The sequence below is a fragment of the Croceicoccus naphthovorans genome, assembly GCF_001028705.1.
Classification (GTDB): Bacteria; Pseudomonadota; Alphaproteobacteria; order Sphingomonadales; family Sphingomonadaceae; genus Croceicoccus; species Croceicoccus naphthovorans.
The window spans coordinates 2,328,893-2,347,869 of sequence record NZ_CP011770.1 but is presented as its reverse complement, the minus strand read 5'-3'; the positions used below and the strand labels follow the sequence as shown (position 1 = coordinate 2,347,869).

Genomic DNA, 18,977 nt, shown 5'->3' with positions numbered 1-18,977 from the left:
GATGGCCGAACACGTCATTCTTTTCGCAGGGCCGATGGGCGCGGGCAAAACCACCGCGATCGAGAGCCTGAGCGAGTGCGAAGTGATCCGCACCGAAGCGGCGAACACTGACCGCGAAACCGCCGACAAGGACACGACGACCGTGGCCATGGACTATGGCGAGATCACCATCGGCGACGAGGACAAGGTGCGCCTCTACGGCGTGCCCGGCCAGCGCCGCTTCAACTTCATGTGGACCATCCTGAAGGAACGCGCGGTTGGCCTTGTCCTGCTGGTCAACAACGATGCGGCGGACCCGATACAGGAGCTTTCCGACTTCCTCGAAGAGTTCGGAGAGTTACACGAAAAAGGCGGCGTGGTCGTCTGCGTGACGCGCACCGACGTCGCACCCACCCCCTTCATCGATCAATATGCCGAACGCATTCGCGAAGTGATGCCCGGCCGCATGATCCCCGTATTCACGGCCGATGCGCGCAACGAAGAACAGATGCGCACCTGCCTGATGAGCCTGATCGCAAACATTGAAATGACGGCGATGATCGCCGCCAGCCAGGAGCGCGCGGCATGAACGCCCACACCCCCACTCAGCCCGTTCACGCGCACAAGGACCCGCAGGTCATCGCCCACGCGACCGAAGTCCTGCACGGCTTTGCCGACCTGTGCCGTTCGCTTCGCTATGCCACGATCCTGACCGACGACGGGTTCGAAGTTGCCAGCCTTTCGGGCGAGGACAACCAGAACCGCCGCATGGCCAGCATGGCCAGTTCGATGCAGGCCCTTGGCGATGCCGTGGCCCGCGACCTGCGCATCGGGGGCAGCGAATACATCATCATCGCGGCAGAGACGGGTTACGTCATCCAGCTGCGCGTCCCCGAACACATGATGGTCTTGGCCGCCCACTTCGACTCTGCCGAAACCGTCGGCAAGGCGCTGTCGGTTGCGCGGCTGGCCGTATCGAACATGCGCGCCCTTGAACGGGATCGCGCCGCATAAGTCGCAGCAAACTTTTCGGCCCCTGATGTTGGGCGGGACAGGGACCGTTGGATCGTATCAACCGCTTTAAAACAAGGAACGAGAGAAAATGGCTAGCATTCAAGATACCCTCAGCGAACTCCTGACCATTGACGGCGCAAAGGCCGCTGCGGTCGTCGATTCCGATTCGGGCATGGTCCTTGGCAAGGAAGGCGGCGGGCTTGACCTTGACGTCGCCGGCGCCGGCAACACCGAAGTGGTTCGCGCCAAGCTGAAGACGATGAAGGCGCTGGGCCTGACCAAGGACGCGATCGACGACATCCTGATCACACTCTCGTCGCAGTACCACATCATCCGCCCGATGGCGCAGCGCCCGGCGGTGTTCATCTACCTCGTGCTCGACAAGAGCAAATCGAACCTGGCGCTGGCCCGCATCAAGACGGCCGAGCTGGAAGGTTCGATGTCGCTGTAAAGCGAATTGAAATTCCGGCGGGGGACTTAACCCCACCGGCGCTTCACCCGAAGGGCGGAGCGGCTTCCACGCGGAGCCGCTCCGTTTCGTTTGTGGCAAGGCCCGATGACGGACGCGTGGAAAGGGCGGCACGCTTCACTTGGCGTTCACGGCAGGCGCGGCTATAGGCGGCGCATGACTGCGCAAATCCGCTCGGCCCTGCCGCTTCGCCTTTCGTCTGGAACTGCCCTTTATCGGGCTGCGCGCATCGGCGCGCTGGCACTGGCGGCGGGCAGCATGACGGTGCTGGGCGGGTGCGCGGGCGGCAGTGGCCGCCCCGACGATACCGCCTATGTCGCGCGCGACGTGGAATCGCTGTACTTCGCGGCGAAAGACTGGCTCGATCGCGGTCAGGTGAAACTCGCCGCCGCCCTGTTTGACGAGGTGGAGCGTCAGCACCCCTATTCGCCGTGGGCCCGCCGCGCCCAGTTGATGAGCGCGTTTTCATACTACGTCGCCAAGGATTACGGACAGGCGGTCAGCGCGGCGCAGCGCTTCCTGTCGATCCACCCCGGCAACAAGGATGCGCCCTATGCCAGCTATCTGATCGCACTTTCGTACTACGAACAGATCAGCGACGTGGAACGCGATCAGGCGACGACGCGCCTTGCCAAGACCGCGCTGACCGACGTTGTGCGCCGCTATCCCGAAACCGACTATGCCGCCGATGCTCAGCTGAAGCTGGACCTTGTCAACGATCACCTTGCGGGCAAGGAAATGACCGTCGGTCGCTTTTACGAGAAGACCGGCAAGTGGCTGGCAGCCACGCTGCGGTTCCGCAAGGTGGTGGACGAATACCAGACCACCAGCCACACGGCAGAGGCGCTGTATCGCCTGACCGAGACCTATCTCGCGATGGGTATTCCCGAGGAAGCGAAGAAGAGCGCGGCCGTGCTGGGCGCGAACTATCCGGGCAGCGAGTGGTACGAAAAGGCCTATGACCTGATGGAGCGCAAGGCCCCCGGTTCGATGAGCTGAAGCGGCTCGGGTCCGCCACAATGAAGGGGAAGGGACCATGAGAACATCCATCGCAAGCCTGCTGGCATCAGCGACAATGCTGCTGGCCGGTTGCACGGTCGAGCCGCCGCAGGACGCGCCGACCGATGCGATCACGACCGTCCCGTCCCCGGTCGCCGCCGATTACGCCAGCGTGATCGCCAGCCCGATCCGCACCGATCAGGACCGTGCGGCGGATCCTTTGCGCAAACCCGCCGACATGCTGGCCTTTGCGGACGTGCGCCCCGGCATGGCGGTGTTCGAGATGCTGCCCGGCGGCGGATACTTCACCCGCCTGTTCGAACAGGCCATCGGGGCGGAGGGTGAGCTGGTCCTCTATGCCAACGACGAATTTCTCGACAAGCCGTGGAAGCCGTTCGATAGCGCGCAAAAGCTGGCCGGATCGTTCGAGGATGGCACCGTCGGCGCGGTTCACTTCCCGCTGGCCGGGCCGGTGCCCGATGGCATGGCCGAACGGTTCGACCTTGTCTGGACGTCGCGCAATTATCACGACTTTCACAATGCTGAGGGCTTTGATGCCAAGGCGTACAATGGCATGGTGCTCGACCTGCTGAAGCCCGGCGGCGTCTACGTCGTCGTCGACCACGCCGCGCCAGAAGGTAGCGGCGCGAGCAGCACCAACACCACCCACCGGATAGAGGCCGAGCAGGTCCGCCGCGACGTGGTCGGCGCAGGCTTCCTCTATGACGGGGCCAGCGCGGTATTGGCCAACCCCAACGATCCGCGCGACATTTCGGTGCACGACCCCTCGGTAAAAGGCGATACCGACCAGTTCGTCCTGCGCTTCCGCAAACCGGGCTGATCCGCGCGCCTGTGGACAGGTTGCGACCCAGTCCGCCGCTGCGCCGCTTTGCTGATAGGCTGCGGCGATGATCGTTCGGGTGGCTCTTTATCTTGCAATGTCGGGTCCGCAGGCCGCCGTGGTCTTGCCCGAAGTGCCGGGCGTGACTTGCGCGGTCCAGGGCGAGGAACCGGTCGCGACACCGCAGGCGGAAACTTACGTCCTGCCAGAAACCGGCTTTGTGTTCGCGATCCCCGGCGCGGAAGAGCCGCAGACCGCCGAACCGCTGCCGCCGTGCACCCCTGCGCCGGTTCGCCCACGCGATCTCGACATATTCGGCTTTCACGCCCTGCCGGTCGGCCCTGCGATGGCCGCGCGTTGGCACGATGGCGCGCTGATGGCCTTGCCCGAAAACACGCCGCGCGTTGCCGGGCTGACCTTTGGGGCGGCGCGACCGGGGGCCAATCCGCTGGAACTGGTCAACAAACGGGTCAACGCGATGCTGCGCTATGTCGAGGATCGGGGCGGCGACGCCTGGTCCCCGGCGACCGATACCTTGGCCGCGCGGCAGGGCGATTGCGAGGATTTCGCGATCCTGAAACTGGCCCTCTTGGCCAAACTGGGCATCGATCCCGACGACATGTTCCTCGTCGTCGTGCGCGACACCGAACGCCGCATCGATCACGCCGTTGCCGCGGTGCGCTGGCAGAGCCGCTTGTGGGTGCTGGACAACCGCGTCGACACGCTGAAAAGTGCCGAAAGCGTCACCGATTACGTGCCGCTGCAAAGCTTTTCCGGGCAGTGGGCATGGACCTACGGCTATTCCGGCAACGGCAGCGCGGCCAAGGCGGCGCGCAAGGTCGCCCCGCGCTGATCTTGCGACGAAGCGACCGGGTTGAGCGGTTGGCCCGACGCCAATTGCGGCCACATTCTGGCGAACGGATGAACGGCCCCGGAACCACAAATTCACTCAAGCATTGTCACCATCACTATCCACGCGGAAATCTCGGCCGCAGCATTGGAGATTGATGATGAAAAAGATTCTTGCAGTGATGGCCTTCGGCTCGATGTTCGCCCTTTCGGCCTGCAACACGGTTCATGGCGCGGCCGAAGACGTTGAATCGGTTGGCGATTGCGTCGACGGCGTCGAAGGCAACTGCTGATCGCAATTTCCTGACAACAGGAAGAATAGAGGCGCTGCCCGCAAGGGTGGCGCCTTTGTTTTTCTAAAGTAAAATATTCGCCCGATGTGACGGGGCTGACGGGTTTTTAAGCCGCGACCGGCTCACCCTCCAGCGCGCCCGCCAATGCCGCAACGAACTGATCGGTTGCCGCGTCCCAGCTGAATTCCGCACCGTATCGCGCACAATCGGCGCGGTTGCAGGCAAGGGCACGGGCGATGGCCGCGTTCAGGTCTTCGTCCACCGCGCCGATGGGGTTCAGCTGCTCGTTCATCCCACCGCGCCCGACCGGGCCGACGATGTCGATGGGGCCTTGCACCGGGAAACCGGCGACCGGCACGCCGCAGGCCAACGCCTCTACCATCACCAACCCGAAAGTGTCGCTGCGGCTGGGGAATACGAAGCAGTCGGCGGCGGCGTATGCGCTGGCCAGTGCCTTGCCGGTCAGCCGCCCGGTGAACGAGGCTTGCGGATATTTCGCCTTAAGCGCGGCCAAAGCAGGGCCATCGCCAACGACGACCTTGCTGCCCGGATGGTCGCAGCGCAGGAAATCGTCGAGGCCTTTTTCGGGCGCGAGGCGGCCGACGTAGAGCAGGACCGGGCCCCGACCTTCATCGCGTAGCGCACGGATGCGGGCATCGGGCACCACGTCGGCGTTGAACAGCGCCGCATCGATCCCGCGCGACCACGGCACGATGGGGCCGATCCCGCGACCGACCAGTTCATGGCGCAGGCTGGGCGTTGCCGCCAGCACCGCACGGCTTGGCGCGTGGAAGCGCTGCATCAGCGGCCAGAACCGCTCTGCCGACAGGCCGGTGCGGACGGCGGCATAATCGGGAAAGCGCGTGTGAAACGCGGTGGTGAAGGGCACGCCGTGCTTCAGGCACCAGTTGCGCGTGGCCCACCCGATCGGACCTTCGGTGGCGATATGCACGATTTCGGGCGAGAACGCCGCCAGCTTGCGCCCGATCGCGCGTTTCGGGGCGAGGGCCAGCCGGATCTCTCGATAGAACGGCATCGGCAGGCTGGCGAACTGGTCCGGTGTGATCGGCATAACCTCGTGCCCGCGCCACGCAAGGCGCGACACGGTTTCCTCCAGCGTGCGGACCACGCCGTTGACTTGCGGCTTCCACGCGTCGGTGGCCAGCGCGATGCGTTGCGGGAAGGGCGGGTCGAACAGGCTGGAATGCAGGTTCATGCGGGCTGACGCTCCTTCGCCTTTTTGCTGGCGGCCTCGAACCTGGGCGCGGCATCGCGGGCGCGGGTTTCTTCGGCCCAGTCGAGGATCGTGAACGATCCTTGCGCATCCTCGACCAGCGCGGTGCAGCTCTCGACCCAGTCGCCGTCGTTCATGTATTCGATCTGGCCGATCTTGCGGATTTCGGCGCAGTGGATGTGGCCGCAGACAACCCCGTCGACCCCGCGTTCGCGCGCGGCGTGGGCCACCGCTTCCTCGAAATCGCAGACGAACTGGACGACGTTTTTTACCCGGTGCTTCAAATAGGCGGAGAGCGACCAGTAGGGCAATTGCAGCCGCTTGCGCGCGACGTTGAACCAGACGTTGGCGCGCAGCAGCAGGTCGTAGGCCTTGTCGCCCAGAAAGGCGAGCCAGCGGTGATAGAGCACCACCCCGTCGAAGGCGTCGCCATGCGTGACCAGCAGGCGGCGGCCGTCGGCGGTGACGTGGATCGCTTCGTAGGCGATCTCGATCCCGCCGAAGTGCATCCCGGCATAGCTGCGCAGCATCTCGTCATGATTGCCCGCGACAAGGATGACGCGCGTGCCCCGGTGCGCCATTTTCAGGATGCGGCGGACGACTTCGCTATGCGCGTCGGGCCAGTACCAGCCCTTTTTCAGCCGCCAGCCATCGACGATGTCGCCGACGAGGTAGAGCGTGTCGCATTCGACGGAGCGCAGGAAGTCGACCAGCATTTCGGCATTGCAGCCGCGCGTACCAAGGTGGGTGTCGGAGATGAAGACGGTGCGGTACTTGCGCTTGGGCACGAAACCGCGCGGGCCCCGTGAATCGTCTCCGTCGGTGTCGGAACTGAGCCAATCGGGCACGCGGCCCGGTACCGCGAAGCCCGCGGCGTCTGAACCAAGGTGGGTGAACACGGTCTGCACGGGATCGATCTTCATCTCAAATGCCCCCATTTGCGCTCTTCATGCGGGGGGTATCGCAGGCCCGTGTTGCGGTTCGGCGTCGGTATTACCGGCGCGTGACAGACGTGTGCGCAACATTGTGGATAAACGCAGGACAGGCTGTGCGTGCCCGGTGAACACCATGTGCGCAAGTTGTGCATGGAATTTCGCCATGGGGCTGACTGGCATCGCGGCGAAGGTTAGGACATAGAGCGAACATGCTGACCACGCCATGCTAACCACTCTGGCCATCCGGAACATCGTGCTGATCGAGGCGCTGGACCTTGCCTTCTCGCGCGGGCTGGGCGTGCTGACGGGTGAGACCGGGGCGGGCAAGTCGATCCTGCTCGATGCGCTGGGCCTCGTGCTGGGCAATCGCGCCGATTCCGGGCTGGTGCGCAGCGGTGAGGATCGCGCGAGCGTGACCGCGACGTTCGAGTTCGACGCGCTGCCCGATGGCATGGCAGAGGCGCTGGACGACGCAGGCGTAGAGATCGAGCCGGGTGAGGCGCTGGTTCTGGGGCGGCAGGTCAAGGCGGACGGCGGGTCCAAGGCTTTCGTCAATGGCCAGCCCGTCGGTGTGGCGACCTTGCGCGCGATTGCGCCTTTCCTTGTCGAGCTACACGGCCAGCATGACGATCGCGGCCTGGTGAATGCACGCGGCCATCGGGCCTTGCTGACCCGCTATTCCGGAGCGGACGAGGCGGGCGTGGCCGGGGCGTGGCGGCGCTGGCAGGCAGCGGAGACGGCTCTGGCCGAGGCGCGGGCGAATGCGGAAAGCGCGGCGGCCGAGCAGGAACTGATGGCCGCGCATCTGGCGGAACTGGAGCGGCTGGCCCCGCAAGAGGGTGAGGAAGAGGCTCTGGCGGGCGAACGCGCCGATATGCAGAAGGGCGAGCGGCTGTCCGGCGACTTGTCGAACCTGCAACACCTGTTTGCCGGTTCGGACAGCGCGCTGGCGCAATTGCGTGCCGCAGCCCGCCGACTGGACCGGATCGCGCCCGAGCATGAGGCGCTGGCCGATGCTCTGGGCGCGCTGGACCGCTGCCTGATCGAGGGCAGCGAGGCCGAGGCCGCGGTTGAGCGCGCGCTGGATGCGCTGAGTTTCGAGCCCGCGCGGCTGGACGCGGTGGAAACGCGGCTGTTCGATTTGCGGGCAGAAGCGCGCAAGCATGGCTGTCAGGTCGATGACCTGCCCGCGAAGATGGCGGCGCTGCGTGATGGATTGTCAGCCATCGAAGGCGGCGAGGCGCGGATCAAGGCCCTACAAGCCAACGCATTCGAAAAGGGTTCGCACTACCGCGCGCTAGCCGAAACGCTGTCTGCGCAGCGGGTCGAGGCTGCGAAGCGGCTGGACAAGGCGGTTGCGGCGGAACTGGCGCCGCTGAAGCTGGATGCCGCGCGCTTCAAGACGCTGATCACTCGCACCGAGGAAGATCGCTGGGGCCCGCACGGGATGGACGCGGTGGAGTTCCTGATCTCGACCAACCCCGGCGCGCCGTTCGCGCCGCTCGCCAAGATCGCGTCGGGCGGCGAACTCTCGCGTTTCATCCTCGCGCTGAAGGTCGCGCTGGCCGAAGAAGGCGGGGCGGCGGTGATCATCTTCGACGAGATCGACCGCGGCGTCGGCGGCGCGGTGGCCAGCGCCATCGGCGAACGGCTGGCGCGGCTGGCAAGTGCCAATGGAGAGGGTGGGCAACTGCTGGCCGTTACGCACAGTCCGCAAGTCGCGGCGCGGGGCAATGTGCACTACATGATCGCCAAGTCCAGCGAGGGTACGGTCACGCGCACCTCGGTCGGATTGCTCGACGCGGGCGGGCGGCAAGAAGAAATCGCCCGGATGCTATCCGGCGCGGAAATCACGCCAGAGGCGCGGGCGCAGGCCGAACGGCTGCTCGAAGGCGTCTGACGCCCATTTCGAAACGGAGTACGAAAAGTGCAATTTTCGACGGCCCTGCGCGCATTCCGACCATCGCCACTGGCCATCGCCGCCCCGCTTGCATTGATCGCCGGGTGCGCCACGGTAGAGGAATCCGCGCCTGACGCGCCCGATGCCGAAGCCGTGCACCGCGACCTGCTGACGCTCGACACGCATCTCGACACGCCGATCAATTTCGGCCGTCCGGGCTGGAGCTTTGCCGATAGCCACGATCCCGCGACCGAAATTGCTCAGGTCGATCTTGGGCGCATGGCCGAGGGTGCGCTCGACGGCGGGTTCTTCGTGATCTTTACCGCGCAAGGCCCTTTGACCGAAAAGGGCTATGCCGATGCGCTGGATTTCGCGCGCAAGCGGTCCGACACCATCGACCGCGAAATGGCGCTGCATTCGGCGATGATCGGGCAGGCGACGACGGCGAAAGAGGTCCGGGCGCTTAACGATGCGGGCAAGCTGATCGCGCTGAAAAGCATGGAGAACAGCTATCCGCTGGGCACCGACATCGGCCTGTTGCGCGAATTTTACGACCGCGGCGTGCGGATGGCCGGGCCGGTCCATTCCAAGGTCAACCAGTTCGCCGATTCGGCAGAGGATGCGCCGGTGTGGAACGGGCTCAGCCCGCTGGGCCGCGAATGGGTGGCGGAAATGAACCGGCTGGGCATCGTGATCGACGCCAGCCATTCTTCCGACGCGACGCTGGACGATATGCTTTCTCTGTCGAAGGCGCCGATCATCCTGTCGCACAGTTCGCCGCGTTGGGCGCATGACCTGCCGCGCAATATTGGCGACGACCGCGTGCGCCGCATCGCCAAGGCGGGCGGGGCGGTCTGCATGTCGACGATCTATCTTAGCGACGTGTCAATGGGCAAACGCCGGGCCGAACTGTTCGACCGATACGATTCCATCAGCGTGATGACCCCGGCAGAGCAGGCCGAATTCATCGCGCAGTGGCATGCGCTGGACGCGGTCGATCCGCTTTGGGCGACGACGTTCGACGAATACATGACCGCATTGCTGCACCTGATCGACGTGGCCGGGGTCGACCACGTCTGCTTTGGCGCGGATTTCGATGGCGGCGGCGGGATCGCGGGGCTGGACGATGTGTCCGATCTGCCCAAGATCACCGCGCGATTGCTGGATGCCGGATTTACGCCCGACCAGATCGGCAAGATGACCGGCGGAAACGTGCTGCGCATCCTGGCGGCGGCAGAGGCGGCGGCGGAGTGACAATGCGCGGGCGGGGGCGTTTGGCACCCCGTCCGCGCATCGGTTTTGCCGGGCTAAACCGAGCCGAAAAGGCCCGTCACCACGAAAGCCACCAGCAGGATGGCCATCCCGCCGATGATCGTGATCCAACGCAGGTTATAGTCCGGCGCATGGGGCAGATGCATCTTGCCCTCCTTCGCTCCACTCTCGCGGCCCTCCGCAGCGACGTGCGGAGTCGCGAACGGACCGATTGTACGCCTTTTTCGGGCGGGTTGCGATAGTTGGATCACCCCGCCACGCGCTCTTCCGGCATCGACAGGTAGATCAGCGCCATCATCGCCATGCCGCCATAGACCCACGATCCGTCGAACGGCCCCTGGCCCAGCGGCATCTGCCATAGCTGATACCCTGCGATGGCGACGCCCTGAAACAGGCCCCACCAGTTCAGCACCGCGCAGCCCATGCCGATCTTGGCCCATTTCTTGGCTGCAAGAAACGTCGCCGGATCGGCATCGCGGGCCGCGAAGATGGCCCACCCGCCATAAAGGCCAAGCAGGCCCGCCGCGGCTTCCAGCGTGAAAACCACGATCATGCCGATGACGATCAGGAACGACGGCGGCACCGGCAAGAGGGTGACTGGATAGGCTTCTTGGTCAGCGTGGCTGGTCGTATAGACGAAGAAATCATGCGCCGCGCCGAGATTGGCGATGTTGTGCGCGACATAGAGGAGGGCCATCAGCCCTACGCTTGCGGATACCACCGCTTTTAAAATCCGATCGGTTTTCACGTGCAGTCCCCCCGGTAAAACGCGCCCCGCCTCTTGAGTAGCACGAGAAAGCGCGACATGAAAAACGCCGTGACCGATCCTGCAAAGATGACAGAGGCGGATGCCGCCAACGAACTGATGCGGCTGGCGCGGCAGATTGCCCGGCATAACCGGCTGTACCATGCCGATGACGCGCCTGAGGTTTCGGACGCCGACTACGACGCGCTGGTGCGGCGCAACGCGGCGATCGAGGCGGCGTTCCCGCATCTGGTGCGCGACGACAGCCCGTCCAAGGCCGTGGGGCACGAGGTGGCGTCCTCGCCTTTGTCGAAGGTGACGCATGAGGTTCGGATGATGAGCCTCGACAACGCGTTCAGCGATGAGGAAGTTGCCGATTTCGTCGCCCGCGTGCGCCGGTTCCTGTCCCTTTCCGCCGACGAGCCGATGATGTTCACCGCCGAGGACAAGATCGACGGGTTGTCCTGCTCTCTCCGCTACGAACACGGCAAGCTGGTCCGCGCCGCGACGCGCGGAGACGGGCAGGTGGGCGAAGATGTGACCGCTAACGTCGCCTTTATCGACGACATTCCGCAGGAATTGGACCAGAACGGCGCCAGCGGGCCTGTGCCCGAAGTGTTTGAGATCCGGGGCGAGGTTTATATGGCCAAGGCCGACTTCCTCGCGCTGAACGCCGCACAGGAAGAGGCGGGGGGCAAGATTTTCGCCAACCCGCGCAACGCCGCTGCCGGATCGCTGCGCCAGAAGGACGCCAGCGTCACCGCGAAACGCCCGCTGAAGTTCTATGCCCACGGCTGGGGCGCGGCGAGCGCGGTTCCGGCAACCAGCCAGTTCGGGGTGATGCAGGCCATTCTGGACTGGGGCGTGCCGATTTCCGCCGCGCTGATCCGCTGCCGCACCCTGGAGGAAATGCTGGCGCATTATCGCCAGATCGCCTCGCTGCGCGCGGATATGCGCTATGACATCGACGGCGTGGTCTACAAGGTGGACCGGCTGGACTGGCAACACCGGTTGGGCTTTGTCGCCAAGGCGCCGCGCTGGGCGATGGCGCACAAGTTTCCGGCAGAGCAGGCCGAGACGACGCTGGAAGGCATCGACATACAGGTCGGGCGCACCGGCAAGCTGACCCCCGTGGGGCGGTTGAAGCCCGTTACCGTCGGCGGCGTGGTCGTGTCGAACGTCACGCTGCACAACCGCGACGAGATCGAGCGGCTGGGCGTGCGCGTGGGCGACCGGGTGGTGATCCAGCGCGCGGGCGACGTGATTCCGCAGGTGGTCGAGAACCTGACGCGAGACGAGGATCGCGATCCCTATCCTTTCCCCGACCATTGCCCGATCTGCGAGAGCGAGGCCGTCGCCGAGGAGGGTGAGGTCGACGTGCGTTGCACCGGCGGGCTGATCTGCCCGGCGCAGCGGACCGAGCGGTTGAAGCACTTCGTCAGCCGCGGGGCGCTGGATATCGAGGGGCTGGGCGAGAAGACCATCGACGAGTTCTTCGGCCAAGGCTGGTTGGAAAGCCCGGCCGACATCTTCCGCCTGAAGGCGCGGCGAGACGATATCCTGAAGCGCGAGGGCTGGAAGGAGAAGTCGGTCGACAACCTGCTGGCCGCGATCGAGGCCAAGCGCGAACCCGATGCGGCGCGGTTGCTGTTCGGTCTGGGCATCCGGCATGTCGGCGCGGTGACGGCGCGCGATTTGCTGAAACACTTGATCACGCTGCCCGCGCTGCGCGATCTGGCCGAACGGGCGCGCAACGGTACGGGCGAGGTGGCGAGCGATGCCGTCGCAGAACTGACCTCCATCGACGGGGTAGGGCCGGTCGTGGTCGAGGCGCTGGGCGACTTCTTTCACGAGGATCACAACAAGCAGGTCTGGGACGACTTGCTGTCCGAAGTCTCACCACCCGATTACATCGTCGAGACAAGGGACAGCGCGGTTGCGGGCAAGACCGTGGTCTTTACCGGCAAGCTGGAAACGATGAGCCGCGACGAGGCGAAAGCGCAGGCCGAACGGCTGGGCGCGAAGGCCGCCGGGTCGGTCAGCGCCAAGACCGACCTTGTCGTAGCCGGGCCGGGTGCGGGATCGAAGATCAAGAAGGCGGCCGAACTGGGGATAGAGGTGATCGACGAAGCGGCATGGGCCGAGATCGTGGCCGCTGCCGGCTGACATCTTCCTGACGCGCACTGTCATATTTATAACACGGCTCATCGGCATTAGACCTTGGTGAACGCCGCGTTAAGGCCCGGCTTTAATATTCGGTTAATGCGCCAGGCGCAGATTTGCGCGACCAAACAGGGATATCGAATGTGCGCGCACGGGATGCGTGCCGGGAGAACATTTTCATGAAGAAATTACTGCTCGCGGGTGCATCCGCGATCCTCGCCGTGTCGGCCGCCACGGCCTATGCGCAGGATGACACCGACATGGGCGACACGCCCGAGGTCGAGGAAGTCGAAACCGTAGAGGGCGGCCAGCCGATGGAGCCGACCGCGGGCGGCAACGGCGCGACCGTGCTGCGCGAAACGAGCGACATCACGCAGCAGGCGACCGATCCCGAGACCGGCGAACCGCTGTTCGAAGAACCCGCCGAAGGAGAAACCGAAGGCGCACCGATCATGGAAACGATCGGTACTGCATCGACCCAGACGGTCACGACGCCTAGCGGCAACGTCAACACCGTGACCAAGACCACCGATCTGGACGGCAACACCACGACCACGGTCGAGCATTTCCGCGCAGAGCGTCCGGAAAAGCCGGAGCGGGCCGAAAAGCCGGAGAAGCCCGAGCGCCCCGAGAAACCGGAAAAGCCGGAAAAGCCCGAAAAGCCGGAAGGCGCGGGCCGCCCGTAATCGGCGCATAAATCCATGAGGGGTGCAGCGCGGCGGTTCCGTTCGGCGGGATCGTCGCGCTCGCCCTTTCAGGCACAACAGGCCAATTACGTCCAACAGGGAGGACAGGAAGGTCCGATGAACAGGATCGCGAAGACAGGCATCGCCACGGCGGCGATTGCGATTACGATGGCCGCGGCACCCGCCAGCGCCGACGAATACTGGCAGTTCAGCCTTGGCGCGGATTACTCCAGCGGCGACTATGGCGATGTCGAGGATACGACCATGCTGGCGATCCCGGTCGGCGTGAAGTTTCAGGGCGATAACGTCTGGTTCCGCGCGTCCGTCCCCTATGTCCGCGTCGATGGCCCCGATGGCGTCATCCCGGGTGAGGGCGGGGTCAGCCCCGGTAACGGAAATGGCAATGGCGGTGGTGGTAGCGGCGAAGACATCGTCGACACCAACGTGCGCAGCGGCGTGGGCGACGTGAACCTTGCGGCGGGCTATACCCTGCCCGTGGGCGACCGCACGTGGTTCGACCTGATCGGCAAGGTCAAGCTGCCGACCGCGTCGAAATCCAAATTCCTCGGCACCGGCACGACCGACTACACGCTGATGGGCGAACTGCTGCACAGCTTTGGCGGCGTCAGCGTCGCGGTGAATGGTGGGCGGCGGTTCAACGGGTCGAACGATCTCTATCCGCTGAACGACGTTTGGCAGGCCGGTGGCGGCATCTATGGCAAGGCGGGCGAGCAATTGACGCTCGGCCTGGGTTACGAATGGCGCGAAGGCGCACTGGATACCTCGCCCAATCGAAGCGAAGTTACCGGATCGGCGACCTACAAGGTCAGCCCCGGCCTCTTGCTGCAAGGCTATGGCTATACAGGGCTTTCCGATGGCAGCCCCGATGTGGGTGCCGGTTTGCAGGTCCTGGTGCGGATGCGCGCGGACTAGCCCTCGGCGCGCTCCGCCGCTTCAGGGGGCGGGGCGTCCGCATCGTCGGCGGGCACCGGTTCGGGGGCGCCCATCGTCATTTCGCCGTCCAGCGCGCGCGGATCGTGCTGGCTGCCGCAGATCGGTGCCATGCGGTCGCCGTGGCGATTGGCCGCCTTGCGCACGTGGACCGATGCGATGCGCATCTGCTCCATCGAGGCGGCGTTGTTGTTGAAGCTGGGCGCGATGACCTGCCGCAGGACGCAACCTTCGCGCTGGGCATGTTCGACGGCGGCGTCGCGGTCCCCGGACCGGTCATCACGGTCGCGCGCGGCCAGCGGCTGAGCAGCGGCGATGGCGCACAGGGCAACGGCGGCGGTAATCGTTTTACAGGCAGGCATGCGACGATCCTTTCGCAGTGCGGAAGCTCGCCTTTTGCACCCTGCGCGCTTGCGGGGTGCTGAACGGTTCAGGACATGCCCTCGCTGGTCGGGTCGATCATACCGCCGATCAGGGTGATCTTCGTTGCCGGAAAGCCCGACAGCGCGGCGTGTTCGTGGATCCGGTCCTCGTTCTCGGCAAGGTAAATGCAGAAGGTCTGGTCGTCGGCGATGTAGGAATGTTCCCATTGCACGCCCGGCGTCTTGGCCAGCGCCCCGTTCGACGTTTTCGACGCCTCTGCCAGTTCGGCCTGCGTCAACTTGCCCACGCCCGGAATGGCGCGTTCGACCACGTATCGCTTGAGCATGATTTTCACCCCGACTTCGGGCGACCCTGTGGCGGAAAATGAACCTCTTTGCAGCTTCGCGCAATCGGTTAAACACGGCGCGGAGGAGACTTGCCAATGCCCATCGAAATCGTGCCGCTGACGCCCGAACGGCGTGGGTTGTTTCTGGATCTGTTCGATGGCGAAGGGTTTGCCGACAACCCCGGCTGGGCGGACTGTTATTGCCGGTTCTATCACTATGACCACGATGGCGGCGGATGGGACCGGCAGTCTGGCGCGGACAATCGCGCGGCGGCTTGCGACATGATCGCGGCGCAGACGATGCAGGGCTGGCTGGCGCTGGACGATGGCGGCGCGGTCGGCTGGCTGAACGCCGCGCGCAAGGATGCCTATTGCGCGTTTCGCGGCGCGGACGTTCCGGGAAAGGCGGCGGATGAGACGGGGATGATCGCCTGCTTCCTCGTCGCGCCATCCGCTCGGGGCAAGGGCGTGGCACGGGCGTTGATGGACAGGGCACTGGCCGCGTTTCGCGATTCCGGGCTGAAATGGGCTGAGGCGAAGCCGTCGAAATCCGCCGATACGCCCGCGGGCAATTATCACGGTCCTTTGGCGATGTACCTGAAAGCAGGGTTTAGGCAGGACGGCGATTTCAGCGAGTACCAACACCTCGTTCGGCTGGCTCTATAGGCGGCACCCATTTCATCACGCTGCCCGCGAAGGGCGTCCACGCGCCGGTCCTTATGCCAGCCAGTCGCAGCGTTTCGCCGGTCCACTCGTTACAGGTGTTGTAGGTCGTATAGGTGCCGCGTGCGTCGTAGAACACGTCGTGCGTCGCGTACCCCGGATAGACCGCCCGCGCAGCCGTGCGTTCGGGCAAGTCGCGGAGCAAGGCTCGGATCAGGCGCCGGTACTGTGCGCGGCTGATCCGCAGGGGCCGGAAATCGGGCGAGGGAGCGGGGCGAACCCACTGTTCAACATGGTAGAGTGCGTCGCCGCCCACGCCGATGACCCGCATTACCGTCATTGGCGACAGGTCGGCCCAAGTCTCGGTTTCGAGAAACACCGCCCGCTCACCCCAGCTGATCGCGACATGGGTATAGGGCCGCGAGGGATCGGCGGTGTCGGAAGGAGGGAAGACGCGGGTCCAGTCCATGTCCGGGCTGGTGAGGGGGACCGCGATGCTGGTATGAATGCCGTTGGTGGCGACGATGATCTCTACGCCGTTCGGATCTTCCACGAAATTCCGGTTGGACGGGATGGAAGAGCCAACCCAGCCCGCAAAGAAATACAGCCCGACGGCCAGCGCCAGCCAGCCGAAGACCGCACGGAGCGCCCTTAGCGCGCGTTTCGGCGCCGCAGCCACAGGATCGACCAGTCGCCATTCGTCATGCGGCGGGCAAGGCGGAAACCGGCGCGGAAATGCGCGGCGCGGACAGCAGGTTCCTGCGTCGTCAACAGGCCCGCCAGCACGAGGTGCCCGCCCGGCAGCACCGCCCGTGCAAAGTCGGGCGCAAGGTCGACCAGCGGCCCGGCAAAAATATTGGCGATCAGCAGGTCATAAGGTGCACGCGCGGCGATCAGCGGGTTGTCTGTTCCCGCCGCGACCGTCATCACCAATCGCCCCGGCCCATCGCCCAGCGGTACGCCGTTGGCCGCGGAGTTATCCTCGACCACGCCGGTGCAGACCGGGTCGATGTCGCTGGCCAGCCCATGCGCCGTCGGCCACAGGTCGCGCGCCGCGAAGGCCAGCAGGCCCGTCCCGGTGCCGATGTCGGCATAGTTGCGCACCGCGACACCCTCTGCCTTCATCTGCGTCAGCATGGCCAGGCAGCCTGCCGTCGTTTCGTGCTGGCCGGTGCCGAACGCTTGGCTGGTGGGAATGCAGAAATCGGTTACGCCCGCGCTGTCGTAGGCGGGAAAGTCGGGGGTGTGGACGTGGAAGCGCCCCGCGCGGATCGGGGTAACGTTGGCTTGCGACAGGCTGACCCAGTCCTCATCCGGCAGCTTTTCGGCGCGCATCGCGGGCGGCAAACCTTCGAACAGGGCGGCCAGCGCGGTCTTGTCGGCCTTCGTCGGGCGGCGGGGGTAATAGGCTTCCAGCACCCAATCGTCGGGCTTGTCCTCGGCAATTTCGCTTCCGGTCAGGACGACTTCATAATCCCAGTCCAGCGCATCCTCATGCGCGACGAGGGCGGACTGGATGACCTCTTTCGATCCGTGGGCGACGATTTTCCAGCTCATTGCGCGGCTTCCTTGGCCAGCCTTTCGGACAGGCGCGTTTCGATGCCCATAGCATAGGCCTTGCACGCATCGCCGTCGATGAACGAGCCTTCGCCCATCCGCTTCGGCATCTGGCTGGCCGACGGATGCGGCGTGAGCAACAGGTCGCAATCGAGCGCCGCCACATCGGCCAGCGATGCACGATAGGCGGCGACATAGTCGGGATGGCCCGAAAAGCGGTATTCGTCGCTGCTGACCGGCGACAGGCTATCGGCATAGACCACCGAAACGCACTCCGCGCCTTCGCACGATTGCCATGTCCACGATGCCGCGCCGGGGGTATGGCCGGGGCTCGGGATATAGGTCACGCGGATGTCGCCGACGCTAACCACGCCGCGCGGTTCGACGACGCGCGAGACGGTGGCTGGGGCCATCGGTTCGAACAGGCCGGTCTGCGGATCGCCCGGTTGCGGCAGGCCGGTCTCGATCGCTTGCGACAGGATCTGTCCCGCTTCGATCCTTGCTCCGGTCGCCAGCTGCATTTTCGCAAGGCCGCCGATGTGGTCGGGGTGCTCGTGGCTGGCAAGGATCACGCGAATGTCCGCCGGCTCAAAGCCCAGCCGTCTTATATTGGCGAGCACGACGTCGGCCCCGGCCTCTGTTCCCGTGTCGATCAGCACGTGGCCATCATCGCCCGCGATCACGATCGCCGCGATGCCGCAGGTGCCGACGTAATAAGTATCGCCGTGGATGCGCCAGGGCGGGGCGGGCTTGTCCCACTCGTCCCAGTCCGTGCACTGCGCGGTCCATTCCGACCACGCGGGCGCGGCAGGCGGTTCGGGCGCGGCGGCGGTGGCGCAGCCGGTCGATGCAAAGGCGAGGGCGGTGAGGAAAAGGACTTTAACGGACAAAGCTGGCTCCATTGGCGTCGATCACCGCGCCAGTCATGCTGGCGGGTGCGTCCAGCGCGCAGAACGCGGCGATGCAGCCGATTTCTTCGGGTTCGGCCACGCGGCCCAGCGGAATGTCGGCCAGCAAGGCGGGGCCGCCGCGCGTCTCCAGGTAGTCGCCCGCCATCGCGGTATCGACGAAACCGGGGCAGATCGTGAAGCAATAGATGCCATCGCGCGCATAATGCCGCGCGATGGTTTTCGCCATCGCCACCATGCCGCCTTTCGCCGCGGCATAGTGCCAGTGATCGGGCGAATCGCCGCGATAGGCGGCGCGGCTGGCGACCTGCACGATGCGCCCGCCTTTCCCTTCCGACTGGAATTGCCGCACGGCGAGCCGCGACAGTTGCGCCGCGGCGGTCAGGTTGATCTGCTGGCACCGGTCCCAGCCCGCAAGCCAGTCGGCATCGTCGCCGTCGATGGGGTTCGCCTCGAACACGCCCGCGTTGTTGATCAGCACGTCGATCCGGCCCCCACCCCGTTCCCGGGCCATCTCCAGCGCTTCTGCCCAAAGCCGTGCCGGGGCGGCCGGATCGGAAAGGTCCGCGCCCAGAACGCCGTCCGCCGCCTTGGTACCCTGCCGGATCACGCGCACGCCGCGCGCGTCCAGCTGGGCGGCGATGGCCGCGCCGATGCCGCGCGTGCTGCCGGTGATGAGGGCGGTGGTCGCCGGGGCCTTGGGATGGGTGGTCATAGGCCGCCCCGATTAGGCCGCGCGCCACGCGCTATCAAGCGCAGGCGCGACCTGTCCGGCACAAGTTGCGCCCAAACGAATCGAATTGCCCTCTT

22 protein-coding genes are annotated in these 18,977 nt (G+C 65.3%); 13 read left to right on the top strand and 9 right to left on the bottom strand.

What is annotated here, in order from left to right; translation table 11 throughout:
- Window position 1 precedes the first annotated feature (1 nt).
- The 7 genes from AB433_RS11805 to AB433_RS20560 all read left to right on the top strand — a co-directional run bounded on the left by AB433_RS11805 (window position 2) and on the right by AB433_RS20560 (window position 4,444).
- Complete coding sequence (locus tag AB433_RS11805; protein WP_047821168.1) at window positions 2-568, top strand: GTP-binding protein; 567 nt, start codon at window positions 2-4, stop codon at window positions 566-568.
- Window positions 565-993, top strand: a complete 429-nt coding sequence (locus AB433_RS11800; protein ID WP_082134909.1) for a roadblock/LC7 domain-containing protein — start codon at window positions 565-567, stop codon at window positions 991-993. Before AB433_RS11805 ends, AB433_RS11800 begins: the two co-directional genes overlap by 4 nt.
- Window positions 994-1,081: 88 nt before the next feature.
- Window positions 1,082-1,444 carry a hypothetical protein gene (locus tag AB433_RS11795; RefSeq protein ID WP_047821166.1) on the top strand — a complete coding sequence of 121 codons (363 nt, stop codon included), beginning with the start codon at window positions 1,082-1,084 and terminating at the stop codon, window positions 1,442-1,444.
- A 174-nt stretch (window positions 1,445-1,618) separates the two neighbouring features.
- Window positions 1,619-2,461: an outer membrane protein assembly factor BamD gene (locus AB433_RS11790; RefSeq protein ID WP_047821164.1), complete on the top strand. Its 843-nt coding sequence runs from the start codon at window positions 1,619-1,621 to the stop codon at window positions 2,459-2,461.
- A 37-nt stretch (window positions 2,462-2,498) separates the two neighbouring features.
- On the top strand, window positions 2,499-3,302 hold the full coding sequence (locus AB433_RS11785) for a class I SAM-dependent methyltransferase (RefSeq protein WP_047821162.1): 804 nt from the start codon (window positions 2,499-2,501) through the stop codon (window positions 3,300-3,302).
- A 97-nt stretch (window positions 3,303-3,399) separates the two neighbouring features.
- Window positions 3,400-4,155, top strand: coding sequence for a transglutaminase-like cysteine peptidase (locus AB433_RS19540; protein WP_218916947.1), 756 nt, complete (start codon window positions 3,400-3,402; stop codon window positions 4,153-4,155).
- 157 nt (window positions 4,156-4,312) lie between these two features.
- Complete coding sequence (locus AB433_RS20560) at window positions 4,313-4,444, top strand: lipoprotein (RefSeq protein ID WP_179944975.1); 132 nt, start codon at window positions 4,313-4,315, stop codon at window positions 4,442-4,444.
- Window positions 4,445-4,550: 106 nt separating this feature from the next.
- Here the strand turns inward: AB433_RS20560 and AB433_RS11775 are convergent, their stop codons facing one another.
- Window positions 4,551-5,660, bottom strand: a complete 1,110-nt coding sequence (locus AB433_RS11775; protein ID WP_047821160.1) for a glycosyltransferase family 4 protein — start codon at window positions 5,658-5,660, stop codon at window positions 4,551-4,553.
- Window positions 5,657-6,601, bottom strand: a complete 945-nt coding sequence (locus tag AB433_RS11770; RefSeq protein WP_082134907.1) for a UDP-2,3-diacylglucosamine diphosphatase — start codon at window positions 6,599-6,601, stop codon at window positions 5,657-5,659. Before AB433_RS11770 ends, AB433_RS11775 begins: the two co-directional genes overlap by 4 nt.
- Window positions 6,602-6,836: 235 nt before the next feature.
- Here AB433_RS11770 and recN point away from each other — a divergent pair, with 235 nt between their 5' ends.
- Together recN and AB433_RS11760 are read left to right on the top strand one after the other, a co-directional pair.
- Window positions 6,837-8,513, top strand: a complete 1,677-nt coding sequence (gene recN, locus AB433_RS11765; RefSeq protein ID WP_047821158.1) for a DNA repair protein RecN — start codon at window positions 6,837-6,839, stop codon at window positions 8,511-8,513.
- 27 nt (window positions 8,514-8,540) lie between these two features.
- On the top strand, window positions 8,541-9,767 hold the full coding sequence (locus AB433_RS11760; protein ID WP_245626655.1) for a dipeptidase: 1,227 nt from the start codon (window positions 8,541-8,543) through the stop codon (window positions 9,765-9,767).
- Window positions 9,768-10,032: 265 nt separating this feature from the next.
- Here AB433_RS11760 and AB433_RS11750 read toward each other — a convergent pair whose 3' ends face one another.
- Complete coding sequence (locus tag AB433_RS11750; protein ID WP_047821154.1) at window positions 10,033-10,482, bottom strand: DUF2165 family protein; 450 nt, start codon at window positions 10,480-10,482, stop codon at window positions 10,033-10,035.
- 108 nt (window positions 10,483-10,590) lie between these two features.
- Here AB433_RS11750 and ligA point away from each other — a divergent pair, with 108 nt between their 5' ends.
- From ligA to AB433_RS11735, 3 genes are all read left to right on the top strand, one after another.
- Window positions 10,591-12,696, top strand: a complete 2,106-nt coding sequence (gene ligA / locus AB433_RS11745; protein WP_179944974.1) for an NAD-dependent DNA ligase LigA — start codon at window positions 10,591-10,593, stop codon at window positions 12,694-12,696.
- 176 nt (window positions 12,697-12,872) lie between these two features.
- On the top strand, window positions 12,873-13,379 hold the full coding sequence (locus AB433_RS19535; protein WP_053059135.1) for a hypothetical protein: 507 nt from the start codon (window positions 12,873-12,875) through the stop codon (window positions 13,377-13,379).
- Window positions 13,380-13,496: 117 nt separating this feature from the next.
- The gene (locus tag AB433_RS11735) at window positions 13,497-14,312 is read left to right on the top strand and encodes a hypothetical protein (protein ID WP_047821152.1); all 816 of its coding nucleotides are present in this window, start codon (window positions 13,497-13,499) and stop codon (window positions 14,310-14,312) included.
- Here AB433_RS11735 and AB433_RS11730 read toward each other — a convergent pair.
- The gene (locus AB433_RS11730) at window positions 14,309-14,692 is read right to left on the bottom strand and encodes a hypothetical protein (protein WP_047821150.1); all 384 of its coding nucleotides are present in this window, start codon (window positions 14,690-14,692) and stop codon (window positions 14,309-14,311) included. The two genes, AB433_RS11735 and AB433_RS11730, sit on opposite strands and share 4 nt — an antisense overlap.
- A gap of 68 nt (window positions 14,693-14,760) precedes the next feature.
- Window positions 14,761-15,039 carry a DUF4242 domain-containing protein gene (locus AB433_RS11725; protein ID WP_047823949.1) on the bottom strand — a complete coding sequence of 93 codons (279 nt, stop codon included), beginning with the start codon at window positions 15,037-15,039 and terminating at the stop codon, window positions 14,761-14,763.
- 96 nt (window positions 15,040-15,135) lie between these two features.
- Here AB433_RS11725 and AB433_RS11720 point away from each other — a divergent pair, with 96 nt between their 5' ends.
- Window positions 15,136-15,705 carry a GNAT family N-acetyltransferase gene (locus tag AB433_RS11720; protein ID WP_047821147.1) on the top strand — a complete coding sequence of 190 codons (570 nt, stop codon included), beginning with the start codon at window positions 15,136-15,138 and terminating at the stop codon, window positions 15,703-15,705.
- Here the strand turns inward: AB433_RS11720 and AB433_RS11715 are convergent.
- The 4 genes from AB433_RS11715 to AB433_RS11700 are packed head-to-tail and all read right to left on the bottom strand — an operon-like array spanning window position 15,668 to window position 18,882.
- Window positions 15,668-16,381 carry a TIGR02117 family protein gene (locus tag AB433_RS11715; protein WP_245626654.1) on the bottom strand — a complete coding sequence of 238 codons (714 nt, stop codon included), beginning with the start codon at window positions 16,379-16,381 and terminating at the stop codon, window positions 15,668-15,670. The genes AB433_RS11720 and AB433_RS11715 overlap by 38 nt on opposite strands.
- On the bottom strand, window positions 16,354-17,259 hold the full coding sequence (locus tag AB433_RS11710) for a 50S ribosomal protein L11 methyltransferase (RefSeq protein ID WP_047821145.1): 906 nt from the start codon (window positions 17,257-17,259) through the stop codon (window positions 16,354-16,356). Before AB433_RS11710 ends, AB433_RS11715 begins: the two co-directional genes overlap by 28 nt.
- Window positions 17,256-18,149 carry a subclass B3 metallo-beta-lactamase gene (gene bla / locus AB433_RS11705; RefSeq protein ID WP_047821143.1) on the bottom strand — a complete coding sequence of 298 codons (894 nt, stop codon included), beginning with the start codon at window positions 18,147-18,149 and terminating at the stop codon, window positions 17,256-17,258. Before bla ends, AB433_RS11710 begins: the two co-directional genes overlap by 4 nt.
- Window positions 18,139-18,882 (bottom strand): SDR family NAD(P)-dependent oxidoreductase, encoded by a 744-nt coding sequence (locus AB433_RS11700; RefSeq protein ID WP_047821141.1) that lies wholly within the window; start codon window positions 18,880-18,882, stop codon window positions 18,139-18,141. The genes bla and AB433_RS11700 overlap by 11 nt, the downstream gene beginning before the upstream one ends.
- Between the last annotated feature and the right edge of the window lie 95 nt (window positions 18,883-18,977).